Annotated in this window: 11 protein-coding genes; 5 read left to right on the top strand and 6 right to left on the bottom strand. The window is 59.3% G+C overall.

The window, feature by feature from the left end; all coding sequences use genetic code 11:
* Positions 1-493 (bottom strand): EamA family transporter (locus tag ALO80_RS12385; protein WP_144434218.1); only part of this gene is annotated, 493 nt, incomplete at its 3' end.
* 267 nt (positions 494-760) lie between these two features.
* Here ALO80_RS12385 and ALO80_RS12375 point away from each other — a divergent pair.
* Positions 761-5,593: a M10 family metallopeptidase C-terminal domain-containing protein gene (locus ALO80_RS12375; protein ID WP_055009224.1), complete on the top strand. Its 4,833-nt coding sequence runs from the start codon at positions 761-763 to the stop codon at positions 5,591-5,593.
* A gap of 165 nt (positions 5,594-5,758) precedes the next feature.
* Here ALO80_RS12375 and ALO80_RS12370 read toward each other — a convergent pair whose 3' ends face one another.
* Complete coding sequence (locus tag ALO80_RS12370) at positions 5,759-6,073, bottom strand: hypothetical protein (protein WP_055009223.1); 315 nt, start codon at positions 6,071-6,073, stop codon at positions 5,759-5,761.
* Positions 6,074-6,140: 67 nt separating this feature from the next.
* On the opposite strand from ALO80_RS12370, the gene ALO80_RS12365 reads away from it, so the two are divergent.
* The 4 genes from ALO80_RS12365 to ALO80_RS12350 all read left to right on the top strand — a co-directional run bounded on the left by ALO80_RS12365 (position 6,141) and on the right by ALO80_RS12350 (position 10,501).
* Entirely contained in the window at positions 6,141-7,064 is a 924-nt protein-coding gene (locus ALO80_RS12365; protein ID WP_054984586.1) for a LysR family transcriptional regulator, read from the top strand.
* A gap of 13 nt (positions 7,065-7,077) precedes the next feature.
* Positions 7,078-7,866, top strand: a complete 789-nt coding sequence (locus ALO80_RS12360) for an alpha/beta fold hydrolase (RefSeq protein WP_055009222.1) — start codon at positions 7,078-7,080, stop codon at positions 7,864-7,866.
* A gap of 138 nt (positions 7,867-8,004) precedes the next feature.
* Entirely contained in the window at positions 8,005-8,568 is a 564-nt protein-coding gene (locus ALO80_RS12355; protein WP_055009221.1) for a peptidylprolyl isomerase, read from the top strand.
* 100 nt (positions 8,569-8,668) lie between these two features.
* A complete protein-coding gene (locus ALO80_RS12350) occupies positions 8,669-10,501 on the top strand; it encodes an ABC transporter ATP-binding protein (RefSeq protein WP_055009220.1) in 1,833 nt (610 codons plus the stop codon).
* Positions 10,502-10,574: 73 nt separating this feature from the next.
* Here the strand turns inward: ALO80_RS12350 and ALO80_RS12345 are convergent, their stop codons facing one another.
* The 4 genes from ALO80_RS12345 to hrpA all read right to left on the bottom strand — a co-directional run bounded on the left by ALO80_RS12345 (position 10,575) and on the right by hrpA (position 22,030).
* Positions 10,575-11,702 carry a GNAT family N-acetyltransferase gene (locus ALO80_RS12345; RefSeq protein WP_055009219.1) on the bottom strand — a complete coding sequence of 376 codons (1,128 nt, stop codon included), beginning with the start codon at positions 11,700-11,702 and terminating at the stop codon, positions 10,575-10,577.
* 39 nt (positions 11,703-11,741) lie between these two features.
* Positions 11,742-16,634, bottom strand: coding sequence for an NEL-type E3 ubiquitin ligase domain-containing protein (locus ALO80_RS12340; protein WP_055009218.1), 4,893 nt, complete (start codon positions 16,632-16,634; stop codon positions 11,742-11,744).
* Between the two features lie 120 nt (positions 16,635-16,754).
* A complete protein-coding gene (locus ALO80_RS12335) occupies positions 16,755-17,876 on the bottom strand; it encodes a beta-ketoacyl-ACP synthase III (RefSeq protein ID WP_055009217.1) in 1,122 nt (373 codons plus the stop codon).
* A gap of 242 nt (positions 17,877-18,118) precedes the next feature.
* On the bottom strand, positions 18,119-22,030 hold the full coding sequence (gene hrpA / locus ALO80_RS12330; protein ID WP_055009216.1) for an ATP-dependent RNA helicase HrpA: 3,912 nt from the start codon (positions 22,028-22,030) through the stop codon (positions 18,119-18,121).
* Positions 22,031-22,045: the final 15 nt, after the last annotated feature.

The raw sequence follows: 22,045 nt of genomic DNA, 5'->3' as shown, positions 1-22,045 counted from the left end.
GGTGGCGCGCCACCAGATGCTTGTACAGCACCTGCCCCGCGGCGTAGGTGAAGTTGGCCAGTTGCAGCAACAGGAAACCGCCAAGGAAGTCGCCGTCCAGGCCATCGTAACGAATCACGCCAGCGCCCAGCACCGCGACCACCGCCGCCAGCAATGCCCAGGGGTTGAAGCCTCGGTTCAGCGCATCTTCGATCAACGTCACGTGCAGCGGCGTGAGGATGGTGAAGAGCAGCACTTCCGGCACCGTCAGCACCCTGAAACTCAGGTACAGGCAGACATAAGTGACGCCGAACTGCAGCGCGCCAATCATTAGCATGCTGCGCATGAAGCGGGGTTCGACCTGACGCCAACGGGTCAGCGGAATGAACACCAGACCGGCCAGCACCACGCGGACCAGCACCGCGAGGTAGCTGTCGACGTGCCCGGCCAGGTAAACACCGATCAGGCTGAACGAAAACGCCTGAATCAGTGTGACGAAAAGTAGATATCCCATGCCCGCCCCTCATTTTTGAAGGGCGCGACCATAGCGGTTGCGTCATTCACTGTCCACTCGAAGACCGCCGCTTTTTGACGCCAACCCATCGCCGCGACCCGCGTTACCCGTCACAAATATGACAGCTGCATTATTGACGCACATGTCGTCGGTTTCGCCGAAAATATAGACCATATCAAGCAACTTTTCCTGAACGAAAGGTCTTATGATCGGACCGCTGCAATATTGACTTCCTCACCTGAAATGCGCGTCGCCTGGAGTAACATCATGATATTCAACACAAAAGATTTTGGAGCACTGGGCAACGGCGTCACTGACGATACGGCAGCCATTCAGGCCGCAATCGACGCAGCCGCTGCGGCAGGCGGTGGGGAAGTGGTCATGGGGGCCGGGACATACATTGTGTCCGGCGGCGAGGAGCCTTCGGATGGCTGCCTGATGCTCAAGAGCAACGTCACCTTGTCGGGCGCAGGCATGGGCGAGACGGTCATCAAACTCGCGGATGGCTCAGATACCAAAATCACCGGCATCGTGCGCTCGGCCTACGGCGAAGAGACTCACGACTTCGGCATGAAAAATCTGACACTGGACGGTAACCGGGACGCGACCACAGGCAAGGTCGACGGCTGGTTCAACGGTTACATTCCAGGCTCTGACGGCAAGGACTCGAACGTGACGCTGGACAGCGTCGAGATCAAGGATTGCTCGGGATACGGTTTTGACCCGCACGAACAGACCGTCAATATGGTGATCAAGAACAGTGTCTCCCATGGCAACGGCCTCGACGGCTTCGTGGCCGATTACCTGAGCGACAGCGTGTTTGAAAACAACATCGCTTACAACAACGACCGCCACGGCTTCAACGTGGTGACCAGCACCCACGATTTTACCCTGAGCAACAACGTCGCCTACGGCAATGGCAGCACCGGCATCGTGGTACAGCGCGGCAGTGAAAACATCCCCTCGCCCGCCAATATCACTATCACCGGTGGCGCGGTCTACGGCAACGGTGCCGAAGGCGTGCTCATCAAGCTGTCCAGCCAGGTCTCGGTCAGCGGCTTGGACATTCACGACAACGGCAGTGCGGGCGTACGCATCTACGGCAGTTCCGGGGTGGATGTCTTTGATAACACCCTGAGCAACAACTCGCTCGGCGCGCCTGTGCCAGAGATCATCATTCAATCCTACGACGACACCTCGGGCGTCTCCGGCAAATATTTCAACGGCAGCGACAACCTGATCCGCGGCAATGTGATCACAGGCAGTGACAACTCCACCTACGGCGTTGCCGAGCGCAACGAAGACGGCACCGACCGCAACAGTATCGTCGGCAACACCATCAGTCACACCAGCAAAGGGCTGACCCTGGTTTACGGCGATGGCAGCTTTGCGGGCGATTCGTTTCCACTGGTCACCGTGCAAGGGACAGAGGCCAACGATGCGATCACCGGCAGTGCAGCAAACGAGATGATTCTCGGACTGGTCGGCAAGGACACACTCAACGGCGGTGCCGGTGACGACATTCTGGTGGGCGGTGCCGGTGCCGACAAACTCACTGGCGGCGCGGGTGCCGACACCTTTCGCTTCGATCAGTTGACCGACAGCTACCGCACGGCGACCGCCAGCGCCACCGACCTGGTCACCGACTTCGACATCAGCCAGGACCGCATCGACCTGACAAACCTGGGGTTCAGCGGGCTGGGCAGCGGCAAAGGCGGCACGCTGAACATCAGCTACAGCGCCACGCTCGACCGGACTTACATCAAGTCACTCGACGCCGATGCCAGCGGCAACCGCTTCGAACTGGGCTTGAGCGGCAACCTGAAAGACACACTCAATGCCAGCCATTTCATCTTTCAGCGGGTCGTGGAGGGTACGGCGGGTGGCGATACTCTCACCGGCACTGACGGCAATGATGTCATCAATGGCAATGCCGGTATTGACCGTATCGACGGCGGGGCTGGTGCAGACATCATCAACGGCGGGGCTGATGCCGATACCCTGACCGGGGGTGCAGGCGCGGACGTGTTCGTCTATAACTCGCGGCTGGACAGCTATCGCAACTACAACGCCAGCAGTACCAAGCAAAGCGACACCATCACCGACTTCAACCCTGCCGAGGACCGAATCGACCTGTCCAGCATCGGCCTGCGTGGCCTGGGGGATGGCAGCGCCAATACCATCTACCTGTCCGTCAATGCCGACGGCAGTAAGACCTACATCAAGACCAATGCAGTCGACACTACCGGCAATCGCTTCGAGATCGCGCTGCAAGGCAATCTGCTCGACAAACTGAGTGCGTCCAGCTTCATCTTCTCCACCGCGTCGGCCGCCAATCAGGCACCGGTACTCAATACGCCGCTGATGGACCAGAACGTTACCGAGCTGAAAGCGTTCTCCTATGCGGTGCAACCTGGCAGTTTCAGTGATCCAGACAGCGACACACTGACTTACAGCGCAACCCTGGCTGATAACAGCGCCCTGCCCGAGTGGTTGAAGTTCGACAGCAAGACCCTGACGTTCAGCGGCACGCCAGGCGGCACTGCATCAGGGCTTTACTCCGTGCTGCTGACCGCCAGCGATGCCACGGGCGCGTCGGTGGCTGACAGTTTTGCCATCACCGTGGGCAACGTGACGCCGGGTATTCTGACCGGCACCGAGAATGCGGAATCGCTGTACGGCACCGAAGGTAACGACACCCTTCTGGGGCTGGCCGGCGACGATACGCTGCGCGGCGATACCGGTGCCGACATTATCAACGGTGGCGCAGGGCGCGACGCCTTGTACGGTGGAGCCGATGCCGACACATTCGTTTACAGCGTACTCACCGACAGCTATCGCGATTACGACGCTGGCGGGCTGACCGCCACCGACACGATCTACGACTTCACTCCCGGTCAGGACAGGATAGACGTATCCGCGCTGGGCTTTCTGGGGTTGGGCAGCGGTGAAGACCACACGCTGTACATGACCCTCAACGAGACAGGCGACAAAACCTACATCAAGTCGGCCACGCCGGATGCCGACGGCAATCGCTTCGAAATCGCCCTGAGCGGCAATCTGATCGACACCCTGACCGACGCGGACTTCGTCTTCGCTCAGCGTGAGGCCCAGGAAATTCTCTACCTGCCGACGCTGGGCCAGTCCAACGCCCGCCTGCTGCGGATGACCGAGGACGATAACCAGTCAGGCACCTCGGAAATGGTCAAGGACCTGGCCCGTTACACCGATTACGACGTCCGCAGTCAGTTCACCGATGCCAATGGTGATGGTATTGACCTTGCCGTGGGCGGCAGCACCGTCGTCGGCTACTCGACCGGCACCCAGGAAGAACAGCGTGTTTCCTGGTGGCTGGTCGATACCGATCAGCCTGGTCCGGCACTGCTGCGCGCTGCTGAACTGCTCAAGTCGCAACTGGCATCGCTGACGTCTATCGACAAAGTGACGACCGGGATCATATGGGGCCAGGGCGAAGAAGCCGCACAGGAAATCGCCCGCGCCACTGACAAGCAGGCGGCAGCCGATCTGTACAAAGCCTCGACCCTGAAGGTATTCGATTACCTGCATGCACAGATAGGCGACTTTACCGTGTACATGGCTGAAACCGGCCATTACCAGACCGAAGCGGCCAAGGCGCGTGGTTACACCGAGGAAAAGATCAACGCCATCGTCGAGGGTGCCGGGTACGTAAGAACTGCCCAGGAAGCCATCGCCAACGAGCGTGCCGACGTCAAGCTGGCGGTTGACTATACCGACCTGCCCTTGCGTTACGAGGTCAACCCATTGGTTTACCCCGATGACGTCTGGCATTTGCATGAAGAGTCTGCCGAAATAGTCGGCCAGCGTCTGGCGGACTTCATTGCCGATGATCTGGGCTTTCAAGGCAATACCAGCGACAACAATGACCCGGCGGCCATTTTCGAAAGTGGCCAGAACGAAGGTGGCAACATCTTTGGCACCAGTGATGACGACACCCTGGTGGGCAGCGCCGGCAACGACGTACTGGATGGCGATCAGGGCGCAGACGCCATGACCGGCGGTGACGGCAACGACATCTACGTGGTCGATAACGCGCTCGATACCGTCACCGAAAGCAATGATTCGCCCTCGCAGATCGATACCGTAGTGTCTTCCGTCAGCTGGGTGCTGGGGGCGAATGTGGAAAACCTGCTGCTGACCGGTGTATCTGCCACCAATGGCATCGGTAACGCATTGAAGAACGTCATTACCGGCAATGCCAGCAACAACATTCTCGACGGCGCAGCGGGTGCCGACCTGCTGACCGGCGGCGATGGATCGGACAGTTATTACGTCGACGATGCCGCAGACCGGGTGGTCGAGACCAAGGCCGATAAACAGGTGGGCGGCGTCGATACGGTTTACAGCGCGTTGTCCAGCTATACGCTGGGGGCCAACCTGGAAAACATCGTGGTTACCGGCACGGGGGCCGCCAACGCAACGGGCAATGCCCTCGACAACCTGATTTACGCAGGCGCAGGCGACAATGTTCTGGACGGACGCGACGGCAATGACACAGTGTCGTATCTGTTGGCGGGTGCCGGAGTCACCGTGGCGCTGAACACTAGCGCACAACAGGCCACCGGAGGCTCGGGGCTGGACACACTGAAGGGCATCGAGAACCTGACCGGCAGCCAGTTTGCCGACTCACTGACCGGTAACAAAAATGCCAACACGCTGAGCGGCGGCGAAGGCAATGACACGTTGTCCGGCGGCGCAGGCGACGACGTACTGATCGGTGGAGTCGGCACCGACACCCTGATCGGCGGCACCGGTGCCGACCACTACGTGTTCAATAACAGCAACGAAGCGGGGCTGGGCAGCCTGCGCGACATCATCAATGGCTTCAAGGCCGCAGAAGGCGACAAACTGGACTTCTCCGGCTTCGATGCCCGGCCGCTGACCGATAGCCATGATGCGTTTGTGTTCATCGGCAACGCGGCGTTCAGCGCCAACAACAGCGGTGAGCTTCGTTTTGCCGACGGTGTGCTGTATGGCAACACCGATGACAACGTCGGGGCGGACTTCGAAATCCAGCTCACTGGCGTACAGACCTTGCAGGCCGCCGATATCATCGTCTGACCCTGCATGGGCTCGGCGCTCAGCGTTCTATGCAAGCCTGACCGAGCCCGAAGCACGGGGCTCAGAGCATGACAATGATCATTCCCACGCTCGCGTGGGAATGCATTTCCCGGCGCTTTGCGCGCCCCTGCATAAATTTGTTTTATCCATAAGAGCGCTCTACTCTCAGGCTGGCTGGCAGTTGAGCCTGATTCGCAACTTGATGATGCTGCGATTGAACGTGGATGAAACGTCGACACTCTGACCTGCGCCAACCTGCACATGCCGTGTACGCGGTGCCTCTGGCCCGTTGACGAACACGGCCGAACATTTGGCGTCTACATCCCCATAGTTGTTGACGGTGATCGATCCGATGTTGTGATAGACGTCGTGCGTCACGTAATCGATCTTCACGCCCTGGTACTGTTTTTCCACCTCGATGGGGTACGCGAAAGCTGTCACAGGCAACATGACCAGCAGTACACAGCACAGTCGATTCATTCAGCGATCTCCGAAGCGGGATTGTCAGAATAGAACAATAAGCCAGCACATTAAGAGGAATTACAGCATGAAAGCGCCCCGCGTGACTCTCGACCAGTGGCGCACGTTACAAGCGGTGGTCGATCACGGTGGTTTTGCTCAGGCCGCCGAGGCGCTGCACCGCTCGCAATCATCGGTGAGTTACACAGTGGCACGCATGCAGGAACAGCTCGGCGTGCCATTACTGCGCATAGATGGGCGCAAGGCCGTGCTGACCGATGCAGGAGGCGTGCTGCTGCGCCGCTCGCGGCAACTGGTCAAGCAGGCCAGTCAACTGGAAGACCTCGCTCACCATATGGAGCAAGGCTGGGAAGCGGAAGTGCGTCTGGTGATCGATGCGGCCTACCCTTCGGCGCGCCTGGTCAGGGCGTTGACCGCGTTCATGCCGCAGAGCCGTGGTTGCCGCGTGCGGCTGCGTGAAGAAGTGCTCTCGGGTGTCGAGGAAGTGCTGCTCGAAGGTGTGGCGGACCTGGCCATCAGCAGCTACGGCATTGCTGGCCATCTGGGCACCGAGATGAGCGCCGTCGAGTTCGTCGCCGTGGCTCATCCGGACCACGCACTGCACCAGACCAATCGCGAACTGACCTTCCAGGACCTCGAAAGCCAGCTGCAAGTGGTCATTCGCGATTCCGGCAGGCAGCAACCGCGGGATTTTGGCTGGCTGGGTGCAGAACAGCGCTGGACAGTCGGCAGCCTGGGCACAGCCGCGACCTTCGTCAGTAACGGGCTGGGCTTCGCCTGGCTGCCTCGCCACATGATCGAGCGAGAACTGCGCGAGGGGCTGCTCAAACCACTGCGCCTGGACAAGGGCGGCAGTCGCAACCCGATATTCTATCTTTACTCCAGCAAGGACAGGCCACTGGGCCCGGCCACCCAGATTCTGATCGATCTGATCCGCACCTTCGACACAACGCCGCTCACCACAGCCACCCACGCTCCCCAACACGCCTGACAGGAGAAGGCACATGGCGTTCTTCGAACACGACGACTGTTCGCTGCACTATGAAGAGTATGGCCAGGGCGAACCTGTCCTGCTGCTGCATGGCCTGGGTTCAAGCTGTCAGGACTGGGAATATCAGATTCCGGTACTGGCCAGGCAATACCGCGTCATCGCCATGGACATGCGCGGCCATGGGCGCTCGGACAAACCGTACGGGCGCTACAGTATTCGGGCCATGAGCAATGACGTAGATGCGCTTATCGAACACCTTCGTCTGGGCCCTGTGCACCTGGTCGGCCTGTCGATGGGCGGGATGATCGGCTTCCAGCTGGCCACCGATCAGCCGCAGTTGCTCAAGAGCCTGTGCATCGTCAACAGCGCGCCGCAGGTCAAGGTCAGAAGCGCCGCAGACCTGTGGCAGTGGGCGAGACGCTGGACCCTGTCACGCATCGTCAGCATGGAAACCCTGGGCAAGGCGCTGGGCAAGCTGCTGTTTCCACACCCGGAACAGGCCGACCTGCGGCGCAAGATGGCCGAACGCTGGGGCAGAAACGACAAGCGCGCCTACCTGGCCAGTTTCGATGCCATCGTCGGCTGGGGCGTGGAGAACAGGCTGGGGCGTATTACCTGCCCGACCCTGATCATTGCCGCCGAACATGATTACACACCGGTCGCGCTCAAGGAGGCTTACGTCAAACGCCTGCCCAACGCACGGCTGGAGGTCATCAACGACTCCCGGCATGCCACGCCGCTGGACCAGCCAGAGCAATTCAATCGCACACTGCTGGAATTCATCGCGAGCAGCGCAGTCTGAAAAACGTGTGCGGACTGTTGGCAGGCAGACCGCTTGCGTGAAGCCTTGCAAACCCTCCAACGCGCTGGGCAAAGGACGCCAAACGTGGTTACCTTGCCGGTCACAGTCGATATCTCTTACCGAAGGACGTGTTGCCACATGCTGAAAAAAATCGCTCTCGCCGCCTGCTCCGTGCTGTTTGCCGCCAACCTGATGGCCGCTCAAGACAAGGCCACACATGTGGTGCTCGACACCAGCTTCGGCCAGATTGAAATCGAGCTCGCGGACACCAAGGCGCCGGTCAGCACCCAGAACTTTCTGGGTTATGTCGACAGCGGCTTCTACACCAACACCATCTTTCACCGCGTGATTCCAGGCTTCATGGTGCAGGGCGGCGGGTTCACCCAGCAACTGGTTCAGAAGCCGACCAAGGATCCGATCAAGAACGAAGCACAGAACGGCTTGCACAACGTCCGTGGCACCATCGCCATGGCCCGTACTTCCGACGTGAACTCGGCCACCAGTCAATTCTTCATCAACACCAATGACAATGCCATGCTCGACAACGGCACGCGTGACTTCGGTTATGCGGTGTTCGGGAAAGTCGTCAAAGGCATGGACGTTGTCGACAACATCGTCAACGCCCAGACCAGCACTCAGAAAGGCATGCAAAACGTGCCAATCGACCCGATCCTGATCAAGTCCGCCAAACGCGTCGACTGAGCAGGAACCTGCATCGCATGAAGCCGCAGGCTTCATGCGATCCGGACGGGAGAGCCTCCACTTATCAAGGAGAACCCACGTCGCGTGGGTGTGATAGCCAATGCTTTATCGTCGTTTTGAAAAACTGATCGATATCTTCAAAGACGCTCCTACCCCTGCCCCGCCCAATACCGTCTTCGCGTTCTACCTCTATTACCTGCGTCAGGTATGGCCGACGTTCACCGCGCTGCTGGTGGTCGGGCTGGTCGGAGCACTGATCGAGGTGTCGCTGTTCAATTACCTGAGCCGCATCATTGACCTGGCACAGACCACGCCGCCGGAGAGTTTTTTCAGCACCCACGGCCCGGAATTGATCTGGATGGTGGTGGTGGCCCTGCTGCTGCGGCCGATCTTTGTCGGCCTGCATGACCTGCTGGTGCATCAGACCATCAGCCCCGGCATGACCAACCTGATTCGCTGGCAGAACCATAGCTACGTGCTCAAACAGAGCGTCAATTTCTTCCAGAACGACTTCGCCGGGCGTATCGCGCAGCGCATCATGCAGACCGGCAACTCGTTGCGCGATTCGGCAGTGCAGTCGGTGGATGCGCTGTGGCATGTGCTGATCTACGCGATCAGCGCCATGGTGCTGTTCGCCGAAGCAGACTGGCGCCTGATGATCCCGCTGGGCACCTGGATCGTGGCGTTCATACTCTCGCTGATGTATTTCGTGCCCAGGGTCAAGCAGCGCTCGGTGGACTCTTCGGATGCCCGCTCCCGGCTCATGGGCCGAATCGTCGACGGCTACACCAACATCACCACCCTCAAGCTGTTCGCCCATACCAACCACGAGCAGCAGTACGCTCGCGAAGCGATGCGCGATCAAACCGAAAAAAGCCAGCTGGCTGGCCGCGTCGTCACGTCGATGGACACCACCATCACCACCATGAACGGCGTGCTGATTGTCACCACCACCGGTCTGGCGCTCTGGCTGTGGACTCAGTCCATGATCTCGGTGGGTGCGATCGCACTGGCCACAGGACTGGTGATCCGCATCGTCAACATGTCCGGCTGGATCATGTGGGTAGTCAATGGCATTTTCGAAAACATCGGCACCGTACAGGACGGTCTGCAGAGTATCTCGCAGCCTGTCACGGTCAATGACAGACCCGGTGCATTGCCGCTGAAGATAGAAAACGGCGGCGTCCGGTTCGACGGCGTCGATTTCCATTACGGCAATGGCAACGGGATCATTCACAACCTCAACCTGGACATCAAGCCGGGCGAGAAAATCGGTCTGATCGGCCCTTCAGGCGCAGGCAAATCAACGCTGGTGAACCTGTTGCTGCGCATGTATGACGTGCAGGGCGGCAGGATTCTGATCGACGGCCAGGACATCTCGGAAATCACTCAGGAAAGCCTGCGTGCGCAGATCGGCATGATTACGCAGGACACGTCGCTGCTGCACCGTTCGATTCGCGAGAACCTGCTGTATGGCAACCCTGACGCAACTGACGAGCAGCTCTGGGAAGCGATTCGCAAGGCCCGCGCCGAAGAGTTCATCCCGTTGCTGTCGGACTCCGAAGGTCGCACCGGCTTCGACGCCCATGTGGGAGAGCGCGGCGTCAAGCTGTCCGGTGGTCAGCGCCAGCGTATCGCGATCACCCGTGTGTTGCTCAAGGACGCGCCGATCCTGATCATGGACGAAGCCACCTCGGCACTCGACTCGGAAGTCGAAGCAGCGATTCAGGAGAGCCTGGAAACGTTGATGCAGGGCAAGACCGTGATCGCCATCGCGCACCGCTTGTCGACGATCGCGCGCATGGATCGCCTTGTGGTTCTGGAGAAAGGCCAGATAGCCGAAACCGGCACGCACAGCGAACTGCTGGCACGTGGCGGGTTGTACGCGAGGTTGTGGCAGCACCAGACCGGGGGGTTTGTGGGGGTGGATTGAGCGCAGAGAGGTTGCTGGCCTCTTCCCGAGCAAGCGAAGAGGTCAGTGCGGCCGCTGAATGTCTGCTGGTAGATCAGTCCGCCTGCCGATACGGCAACGCACTGCGCGCATCCTCTGCATAGGCCATTACGCCGACTCGCTCCTGCTCCAGAAACTCGCTGACAGCCTCTTTCAATCCAGGATGCATCAGGTAATGCCACGAACGGGTAATCTGCGGTTCGAAGCCGCGGATCAATTTGTGCTCTCCCTGCGCACCCGCATCGAATCGTTGCAGGCCGTGGGCGATTGCGTAGTCCATGCCCTGATAGAAACAGGTCTCGAAGTGCAGGCGGTCAAACTCCGCCAGGCAACCCCAGTAACGACCATAAAAGCTGTCGTCGCCGATCAGACTGAAGGCCATCGCCACAGGGCGTGAGCCTTGCAAGGCGATGACCACGCGGATCGCCTCCGGCATGCGCTCGGCCAGCAGGCTGAAGAATTCGCGGGTCAGATACGGCGCTTGCCCGCGTACTTCATAGGTATTGGAGTAACAGGCAAAGACGAAGTCCCACAGCACCTCGGTCATCTGCGCGCCTTCGAGCCATTCAAACTGGATGCCCTGCCCCGCCACCTGCTCGCGCTCCTTGCGCATCTGCTTGCGCTTGCGCGAACTCAATGCGTCGAGAAAATCCTGAAAGTCGCGGTAGCCCCGGTTATGCCAGTGGAACTGGCAGCCAAAACGCTGCAGCCAGTCCGGTTGCGACGCAAGCAAGGCATCGGCAGCCGGATCGGTGAAGTTGACGTGCGCGCTCGACAACCCCTCACTCTGCAGATAGGCCGGCAGCTCGCCGAGCAACTCCATGCCGCCCTGTGGCGTTTTACTCAGAATGCGCGAGCCGCCGACCGGACTGAAAGGCACCGCTACCAACAGCTTGGGGTAATAGGCGATTCCGGCGCGACGACAAGCGTCTGCCCAGGCGTGATCGAACACATACTCGCCATAAGAATGCCACTTCCGGTAGGCCGGCAACGCCGCCACCAGTTGATCGTTCTCATAGTGCAGCACATGCTCGGGACGCCAGCCAGAACGAGGCCCGAGACTGCCGCTGTCCTCCAGCGAACTGAGAAATGCATGCCGCAGAAATGGCTGGTTGCCTGGCACCAGCGCATCCCATTGGGCTGGCGCGACGGTGCCGAGGCTGTCGATAACGTGAACAGGCATGCAGGTTCCCCGATAGGCAGACAGGGTGAAGAATATCCCTTATTGAGGTGCCGTGTTTACTGCCTCCGCAATCTGCGTGGAAAGATTGATCGCCAATTGATTGAGCGCCTGCGTACGCTGGCTGGCGATGAGGGCAATCCGGTCGAGGTATTGTTGATCGGATTGCTGATCCGCCGGCAGCTCATCCAGCACCGCCAGACGCTCATTGAACGGTCGCTTTACCGGCTCGAAAACGGGAGCGTAACGGACTTCCAGATAACTCATCCAGAATTCCCTGGCAATCATCGACTCCAAAAACGCCCGGGTTCCCTCGCGCTCGATTATCTCGTTGTACGCCACCTGCAAATCAGCTTTGCTTACGTTCGCCATATTGCTGAACAGCATGGTTTTCGCCTTACCCGGCAGTTCAAGCCGCGCTTGCAGGCCGACGCGGTAAGCCAGACGCACTTCAGCCTCATCCACCGTTTCGCCGATCGCCTGACGAAGCGTAATGTCGCGTAACGCAATTTTTTCCACCTGATCCAGGCGCTCCAGGCCTCTGGCCATCTTGAACAGTGCCTCTGGCTGCGCGGCCTCCGGCGTGGATGACATGATCGAGAACAACTGGACACGTATCTCCATGTCGCCAAAGACCAGGGCCAGGCCATCGCCGCAGGTCTGGGGGTGCGCGGCAAGATCGAACAGCTGGGCACGCAATTCTGAGTTTGCCGAGGCCGACTCGATCATCTTCCAGACTCGCGCAGTGAGCTCTGCACGGTTATTTGTAAAGTCGGCCGAGTGCGCCAGATCGTTCAACATCTGAAAAAAATCCGTGGACCCTGCACACGCTTGCAGGTCTTGCCAAAGCGTGGTGCGAACACCTGCCTGGTCAGGCTTCATACCTGCAAGCCAGGGCGTGCTGTCGGGTCTGGGCTCAAGTGGCGGAGGATTACGGCTGACGACCCATCGCGCTTGCAACCTGCCCTCGCGAAACAGTCGGATGCGCTCCAGCGTGGATTGATTCAACGGATTGCCCTGCAGATGCAGGTGCAGGCGCGATGAACTGAGGGAGCGGTCGATATTCTCGAGCTCCTCGATGGAGATTTCCGAGATGCGATTATCACGCGCATCAATACGAATCAGATCCGACCTCGACCAATTCCAACGGGGCAATCTTTCTATACCTGTACCGCGCAAGAACAGCAGACGAAGGGCGTTAATCGCCCGAATATCCGCCCCTGCACCAAGGGCGCAATAGTTGAGGTCGAGGATCTCCAGACGGTTCAGGTTCTGTAAAACGGTGTTGGAAGTCTCGGTCCAGTGCAAGGGATTGTGGCTGAGTGACAACTCTGCAAGCAGGGTCATTCTCCCTATCGACTCCGGCATGGATTGAAGATCGTTGAAGTCCAGACTCAATGATCGCAAGTTATTGAATTTTTTCAGTAATGCATCCGCTTGCGATTGAGTCAGCTGCATGTTGCGCACCTTCAGCACTGCCACGTGAGCAAAACTGGCGGCTATATCCGGCAGTTGTCCTATGCGTAGATCATCCAGATCAAGCGCGTAGCCCAAGAACTCACCCTGGTAGTTTCTGCAGTGAGCGCTGAGTCTCTTCCAGCATCCGTGAATGCGCCTTGCCGCAATTTCCCTTGATCTGCGCAAGGAGGAAAAAGGCGTTTGCTCGACCCACTTGTCCAGGGTGGTCTGCAGGGTGCGCAACTCATCGGCCAGGTTCCGCAGCCGCTGCCGAACGAAGCTCTGCAATTGCCGGTCTGAACCGGCATACTCGGCCCGTAACTCAGCAAGAAAGCTCGACACCTCGTCGTCGGTAAAGTCCGGGTACAGGCTCTTCACCGCAAGCTCAGGCGAATGCCTGGACGCACCAATGCCCAACCGACGAAATAAATTACGCAAGCGTCCACTCATGGGATAACCCATACGACCATCAGGCAAACGTTGCGGCCATTTGACTGCGGGCTTGATAGGTTGCATACGTAGAATGCCAGCGACCCGGTCGCGACGAGCCGCTGCGGTACGGCCCGCCAGACTGCGCAGTTGCTGCTCGTCGGCATTCAAAGGCAACGCGATATCGATGCGCGCCTCATCAGTAAGCGCCTTGAGCAAAGCGCCGAAAAAAAGCGGGTCGACCTCCCCCAGAGAATTGCCTAGATGGTTGAAGGGCTGAAATCCCTCACTGGTCTTGATCAGAGTCCGATGCACGGCGGTCGCCTCGCCACTTTCAAGGCTCGCGATTACGTCCCCCTCCAGCGTGTCCTTGAGTAGATCGATTGACAGATCTCCGCGCCAGCCCGGCACATCGTGCAATATGCCGAGCCCCGCAGCATGGGTATCGGGGTTGTCGGTTAAGCTTCGGTAGAACCCCTCGATGGTCCTGTTCAGTCTCAACTGCTGCTGATACTCACGAGCATGCTCGGCAAGCGAAAGCGGCACGCGTTTCTCTGATGTCATCCGGGCTTTATCTGCGTCACTTGCCATGTCGAGGAGCTCCAGGGCGACGCCATCCGGCAACTTGGCGAAGTCGCGCTGGATCAGCTTGACCAATGGGTCGCTGCTGCGCTCTGCCAATGAATGAAGTCCATCAAGCAATTGCTCCACATGACGTTGAGCGTACTCGGCAAGATGGCGTTTCAAGCCGTTGACCCGGGCAGCTGTGTCCGTGCTGCCGCTTCCAGTCAGAAGGCTTATTTCATCGGGTGCAAGCCCCTCCAGCAATTGGCCCAGCACATGCGTCAGGTTTTCCGTCGGCCTCGTGACATGAGAGGAAAGTGTCATCTGCGAACCTGCGTTCCAGGCATCGATCATGGTCCCGTCGGCATCGAGCAGTAAAAGTCCTCGCTCCCTGGGCCAGCGCGGCGACGAAGCCAGCAGCTTCATCCATGGCTCGATACGAGCAACCGTTACCTGCGACGAATCTTCGGCCTTCAGTGCCTCGATACAGCTCTGCAACTCCCGTTCGATTGCCACGCGCTGAATAACATCTTTCAACAGGGCCGGAGGCTGCAGGCTTTCGACATGTATCTGGCGCAACACACCCTCGCTGGTGCCGGTAATGCGCATGACCTTCTGAATTTCGTCCTCGGTAAATGCATCGCAGCTCGGGCTCAGACGCCGGAAAGCCGTTACCTCATCCCAACCCATGGGGTTTTCCCATTCATGGTGCCAAATGCCGTTGCCGTTGTGCTTCAGCCTTGGCGAGTACGAGCCCTCATTCACCGGGTGTTTGATGCGCCAGTTTTCGCGCGTCGCATCTGCCTCTACGCGATACAGCTTGCGTCCCAGAGGCAGCCAGGTCTTGCCGTCGAGCTCGTAGAGCCCCAGAGCATTGGCAGTCAGGCCATCCGGCAAACTGACGGTATCTGCATAGGCATCGATAGTCGGTTTGCCAAGACGGATTGATCCATCCACCCTCTTTTGCACCAGACTTTCAATGAACATCGACGGCTCAAAACGCTCCACCGCACCGATGACGCTGCCTGTCACCAGCATCTGGGCCACGTCTTCACCTATCTCGTAAACATGCTGCATCGCCTCTTCCACTTCACCGTGCGTCCAGTCCTGATAGGCAACGAACGCTTTACTAGCAAGCTGATAGAGAGCGACCACTGCCATGACCTCACCCAGCACCGGCACAAAAAGCCCGGCCGCATTGAGCATATCCATGCCGTTGCTTTTCAGGGCTGCAAGCAATGCGTCGCGGGCAATGTGATCCGCCTGGGCCGAAGGCACTGCGATTGCCCTTGAATCGCCGTAGGTCTTAGCCAGCAAGTGGTCGTAAAGCAACTCGAATGGAGGTTTCGAAAAGGGCTGCGCCTGCAAGACCAGGTCAGCATTGACGTCCAGCGTCGATTCTTGAGCGGGATAGAGACGCGATTTCAGTTTGGCAAAGAACTCCGGGCTTTTGCTCAGACTGACGAAACGGCTGAAATATTGCCGATAACTCTCACTGCCGAGCGCTCCTGCAAGGCTGGCGCTGAACGCCTGAAGTGACGCGAACTGCTTGATCGGATGTGAGGGTTCGGAAGGCATATAGACCACGCAAGGCCCGCCATCAGGCTCAGGTATATCCTGCTGGATCAACAAGGCACCGTGTAACAGGCAGCCTGAAAAAGCGTAGGTATCGAGCATGTGTAACTGGCAGTAGCGCACACCCTTGCCATCCCATTGTGGACGGTCAGCGGGCTTCACTACGCTCAGCAGCATCTGATAAGCGGCATCGGTGAGGTCGCCCTTCATCATGGCAATGTGCGCGAGCACCTCGACGGCATCACGCTCACTGGCGATGAACGCGGCAGCAACCGCGCTCGCAGCCTCTGCGGCAGCGGGTTTGAATACGCTGTCCAGGTGGGTCTGATAACGGCCCCCGAGATCCAGTTCATGGCAGAAATCGGCGAACTGCTCAAGGTTGATATTGATGCGGTCCCTGTATTCGACCCGGTATCTTCGCTCGGCGCTATCAATCAGCCAGTAACGCAGCCCCCCTGTACGCAGGATGGCCGAATAGGGATCGAACCGGCTTCGATTGCTGGCCGCGAAGTTCTGCAACGCAGCCTGCAGCAGCGTCTGTTCAAGGGGATCGGGCTTCCAGCTCTTGTCGTAGCGCCAGGTCATCAGCTGGAACGCTTCAACGTCCAGCCTGTGCTTGAAACGCTCGAAAAATGCCTTTGAAAGCAGCGGTGCAGCAAATTCCTGTGCCGATAACAGTCGATTACGGATGGGCTCCAGCACATGCCAGGATCGCATGGTTTTCTGCTGACTGGCCTGCAGTGCCCGGCGCAAGGTTGCCGGTGCGTTCAGATACCAGGCAGGCAGATTGCCCCGAATGAACTGTGCATTGGGGTGGTCTGTTTCGAAGGGCACGGAGTCGGAGGGGTGCGCGGAAAGCCGGCTGCTTGGCACCGCCTGCGTTTCGGATGTGATGTTGACAGTGAACATGGTCGATACCCGTGATGGCTTGGTTAAAAGCCAACACGATAAAGACCCGAGGGGTTGCGAGTGACATAACGGGATATGACAGGTAACGCTCGCGGCTCAAGCGCTACCCGTCCAAAGCAATCAGCGTTTGCGTAGAATCACGCTGCCGATCGAGTACCCGGCACCGAACGAACTGAGTACAGCCAGCGCGCCCTTCGGCAGATCATCCTGATAAGTATGAAACGCAATGACCGAGCCAGCCGAACTGGTGTTGCCATACGTGTCGAGAATCACCGGAGCCTCTTCGACCGTGGCGTCGCGGCCCAGCAGCTTCTTGACGATCAGCTGGTTCATGCTCAGGTTGGCCTGATGCAGCCAGAAGCGTTTGACGTCGGTGATATTGATGCCGTTATCCTGCAAATGCGCAGCGACCAGTTCGGCAACCATCGGGCAGACCTCACGGAACACCTTGCGACCTTCCTGCACGAACAGCTTGTCCGGTGCGTTTTGCCCTTGATCCGAAGTGCGGTTGAGGAAACCGAAATTGTTGCGGATGTTGTTGGAAAATTTAGTCAGCAGACGGGTGCTGACGATATCGAACTGGTAAGGCGAGGTGGCAAGGTCGGCGCGCTCGACCACAACGGCCGTCGCTCCGTCGCCAAAAATGAAATGGCTGTCACGGTCACGGAAATTAAGGTGTGCTGTGCAGATCTCCGGGCTGATCACCAGCAAGGCACGGGCCTGACCCAGTTGCACACTGTTACAGGCCGCCTGAATGCCGAAGGTCGCCGACGAGCAGGCGACGTTCATGTCAAAGCCGTAGCCTGCAACCCCCAGCGCTTCCTGTATCTCGATGGCAATCGCCGGGTAAGCCCGCTGCAGGTTGGAGCAGGCAACGATTACGCCATCGATGTCGGCAGCCGTTCTGCCGGCGCGCTGCAAGGCCTGTTCGGCCGCTGCTACACCCATCTGGCAAAGGATCGACCACTCGTCATTACCGCGTTCCGGCAGGTTGGGCTTCATGCGCTGCGGGTCGAGAATGCCCTGCTTGTCCATGACAAAACGGCTCTTGATGCCCGAAGCCTTCTCGATGAAAGCGGCACTGGATTCACTGAGCGCTTCTAACTCGCCACGCTCGATAGCCGCCGCATTATCGCTGTTGAATTGTGCAACATAGGCATTGAAAGACTGCACCAGCTCTTCGTTGGAAATGCTGTTGGCCGGGGTAAACAGGCCTGTGCCGCTGATGACGACGTTGTGCACGGTCGTTCCTCTCTTATTGAGTTGCAGGTAAAGACCTGCTCAGGCACGGCGTCCGGAGGCCCACTGTTTTTTGGGACCAACGTACCAGTGCGACTGTAAAATCTGCCCGCAACAGGGAGCAGCATTTCATGACACGGTGAAGACAGGCGCGGAGTGTGCCACAGAGCCCGGTTTTGGCGCTATCGGGCCAATGAATATCGACCCGATAGACGCAATTCACTGCGCCGGGCTCCGGCGCAGGATCAGGCTTCCACCTGACTCCACTGCTTGCTCAACCGTTTGTCCGACACCGGCATTTTGGTGCCCAGTTGCTGGGCGAACAGTGAAACGCGGTATTCCTCCATCCACCAGCGATACAGCGCCAGTTCCGGATCACGCTTGCCTTCCTGAGCATGTTTGTCGGCACGCGTCTGGTACTGCGTCCACAGGCCTGCCAGTTCGATGCTCCACACCCGGTCCTTCTGAACCTGACCCGGCAGCTTTTCCAGACGCATCTCGATGGCTTTCAGGTAGCGCGGCAATTCCTTGAACCACACCGCCGGGGTTTCACGCACGAACCCGGGGTACACCAGCCTGCTCAGTTGCGCCTTGATATCGTTGAGCGCAACGGCTTGAGACAGATCGATCTTGCCTTTGAAGCGCTTTTGCAGCCCGTGCCACAGTTTGAGGATTTCCAGCGTCAGCTTCGCCAGCCGTTCGGCATGTTCGGTCCAGTCGGCGCGTTTGCGCTCGGCCAGTGACAGCAGACCGGCACCGTCGCGCGGCAACTCGGCTTCACCCTCAAGCACGCAACTGTCGAGACTGGCCAGCAGGATGTCCTCGATCAATGCATCGATGCGCCCCAGCTCACGGTGCAGCAAGGCCAGTTCGGTCTGCCCGGGTAATTTGTTGCGCAGGAATTTTGCCGGTTCGGCCAACTGCTGCAACAGCAGGCGCTGCAAGGCGCGGCGATGCTGATACTCGGCCTCGGCCTGCGTGGAAAACCGGCCTTCCTTGACCGCTCCGCCTTCTTCGACCAGCGCCGGGTACACCGTCATCGACAGTCCGGCGATGTTCTGCTGTGTCTTCTGCGCCACTGCAGCAAAAGCCTTGGCCTGCACCGGCTGCTGACTCTTTGCGCTCTGCGGCACAGCCAGTGCCGCCTGACTGGCCTCGGCGAAGCGCGCCGTCAGCTCGGCCAGATCACGCCCCTCACCGAGGAACTTGCCACTGCCATCGACGATTTCCAGGTTCATCTTCAGATGGCCTTCAAGCTGCTGTGCCGCCTCGGTCCAGGCCTCGTCGCTGACCCGCACGCCGGTCATGCGCAGCAGCTCACGCCCCAGCGCCTGAGGCAATGACCCCTCGCTAAAGGTAATACGTTGCAAGGCGGCCTTGATGAAGTCCGGGACCGGCACGAAGTTCTTGCGCACAGCCTTGGGCAGATTGCGGACCAGTGCAATGCTCTTGGTCTCCAGCAATCCCGGCACCAGCCACTCCAGACGCTCGGCCGGCAGCGACAGCAACAAGGGTGCGGGAACGCGCAACGTCACGCCATCGCGTGGATGGTTGGGCTCGAAGTGATAACTCAGCGACAGGCTGAGGTCGCCCAGGCGCAAAGTATCCGGATACTGCGCAGCAGTGACTTCGCTGGCCTCGCGGGCCAGCACGTCCTCTTCACGCATGATCAGCAGTTGCGGATTCTTCTGGCTTTCGGTCTTGTACCAACTGTCGAACGTGGCCGTCTGGTGAATCTCGGCCGGGATTCGCGCTTCATAAAAGCTGTACAAGGTGTCTTCGTCAGCCAGAATATCGCGACGTCGAGCCTTGGCCTCCAGCTCGTCGAGCTGCTCCAGCAGGCGGGTATTGGCGCTCAGGCACCTGGCCCGGGACAGGATATCGCCACGCACCAGACCTTCGCGGATGAACAACTCGCGCGAGACCACCGGGTCGACAGGGCCAAAATGCACCGGCCGACGGCCCACCACGATCAGGCCGAACAGCGTGATCTGCTCGAACGCTACGACCTGTCCGCGCTTTTTCTCCCAGTGTGGCTCGAAATGATTTTTCTTGATCAGGTGGCCAGCCAGCGGCTCGATCCAGTCCGAATCGATCTTGGCGACCATGCGTGCGTACAGCTTGGTGGTTTCTACCAGCTCGGCGGTCATCAGCCATTGCGGACGCTTTTTGCCCAGCCCGGAAGACGGATGAATCCAGAAGCGCCGCTGCCGAGCGCCGAGGTAATCGCCCTCTTCGGCCTTTTGCCCGATCTGGCTCAACAGGCCGGAGAGAATGGCCTTGTGGAATTTCGGGTAATCGGCTGGCTCTTTGTTGACCGTCAGTTGCAGATCACGGCAAATCAGGCTTAGTTGTCGATGGGAGTCGCGCCACTCACGCAGGCGCAGATAATTCAGAAAGTTGCGTCGACACCAGTTGCGCAGCGGGCTGGCAGTCAGCGTCTGACGCCGCTCTTCGAAACCACGCCACAGATTGACCAGCCCGGCGAAGTCCGAATCGGCGTCCTTCCATTGCGCATGGGCCTGATCGGCCGCCTGCTGCCGCTCGGGAGGACGCTCGCGCACATCCTGTACGGACATGGCGCTGGCCACGATCAACACTTCTTGCAGGCTGCCCTGTTTCGCCGCTTCCAGAAGCATGCGCCCCATGCGCGGGTCCACCGGCAGATGCGCCAGCTGGCGGCCCAGCGGTGTCAGCTGATTCTCGCGATTGACGGCAGAAAGCTCCTGCAGCAGGTTGAACCCGTCGCTGATCGCCTTGCCATCCGGCGGCTCGATGAACGGGAAATCGGTGATCTCGCCCAAGCGCAAGTGCAGCATCTGCAGGATGACCGCCGCCAGGTTGGTGCGCAGGATCTCGGGGTCAGTGAATTCAGGCCGACCGTTGAAATCCTCTTCGCTGTACAGACGCACGCACAGACCGGGTTCGACACGTCCGCAACGGCCTTTGCGCTGGTTGGCACTGGCCTGGGACACGGCCTCGATCGGCAGGCGCTGGACCTTGGCGCGATAGCTATAGCGGCTGATGCGCGCAGTACCGGTGTCGATCACGTAACGGATGCCCGGCACCGTCAACGAGGTTTCGGCCACGTTGGTCGCCAGCACCACACGACGACCGGGATGCGACTGAAAAATGCGCTGTTGTTCGGCGGGCGAAAGGCGTGCATACAGGGGCAAAATCTCGGTGTGTCTGAGCTGCGCCTTGCGCAGCACTTCGGCGGCATCGCGAATCTCGCGTTCGCCGGGCAGAAACACCAGCACATCGCCCGGGCTCTTGCGTTCGGTACGCTCGAAGGCCGCCAGCTCGTCCAGCGTGGCCAGAATGGCCTGATCGACCGTCAGATCGTCTTCGACGCTGTTGCCTTCCTCGTCCTGCTCGCTGGTCAGCGGGCGATACCAGAGGTCTACGGGGAACGTACGCCCGGACACTTCAATCACCGGCGCACCGTTGAAGTGTTCGGAGAAGCGCTGCAGGTCGATGGTCGCGGAGGTAATGATGACCTTCAGGTCCGGACGCCGTGGCAGCAGGGTTTTCAGGTAGCCGAGCAGAAAGTCGATGTTCAGGCTGCGCTCATGGGCTTCGTCGACGATGATCGTGTCGTAGCGCTCGAGAAAGCGGTCATGCTGGGTTTCGGCCAGCAGAATACCGTCGGTCATGAGTTTGATCAGGGTGTTGCTGTCGCTCTGATCCTCGAAGCGCACTTGATAACCGACCAGCGCGCCCAGCGGTGTCCCCAGTTCGTCGGCCACCCGGCTGGCCACACTGCGTGCGGCAATCCTGCGCGGCTGGGTATGACCGATCAGACCGTGCTGGCCGCGACCGATTTCGAGGCAGATTTTCGGCAACTGGGTGGTCTTTCCGGAGCCTGTCTCGCCCGCAATGATCAACACCTGATGCTTGAGCAACGCCTCCTTGATCTCATCGCGTTTGGCGGCGATGGGCAAGTTGTCGTCATACCGGATCGTCGGCACGCTCTCACGACGTGCCGTCACCTGCGCGCAAGACGCCTGGACCCGTGCAACCCACTGCGCCAGCTTCGCCTCGTCAGGTTTTTTGCGCAGATCATGCAACTGACGGCGCAGACGATGACGTTCGCTGATCATCGCTTGGTCGAGGTTTTTCAGGAGTTGGTCGATAGAAGGCGATTCGTCGGTCATCAGGCGCGCAGGGTC

Origin of the sequence: Pseudomonas caricapapayae (assembly GCF_001400735.1) — a bacterium.
Classification (GTDB): domain Bacteria; phylum Pseudomonadota; class Gammaproteobacteria; order Pseudomonadales; family Pseudomonadaceae; genus Aquipseudomonas; species Aquipseudomonas caricapapayae.
Note: the sequence above shows the minus strand (reverse complement) of the source record. Positions and strands in the feature narration are given on the sequence as shown.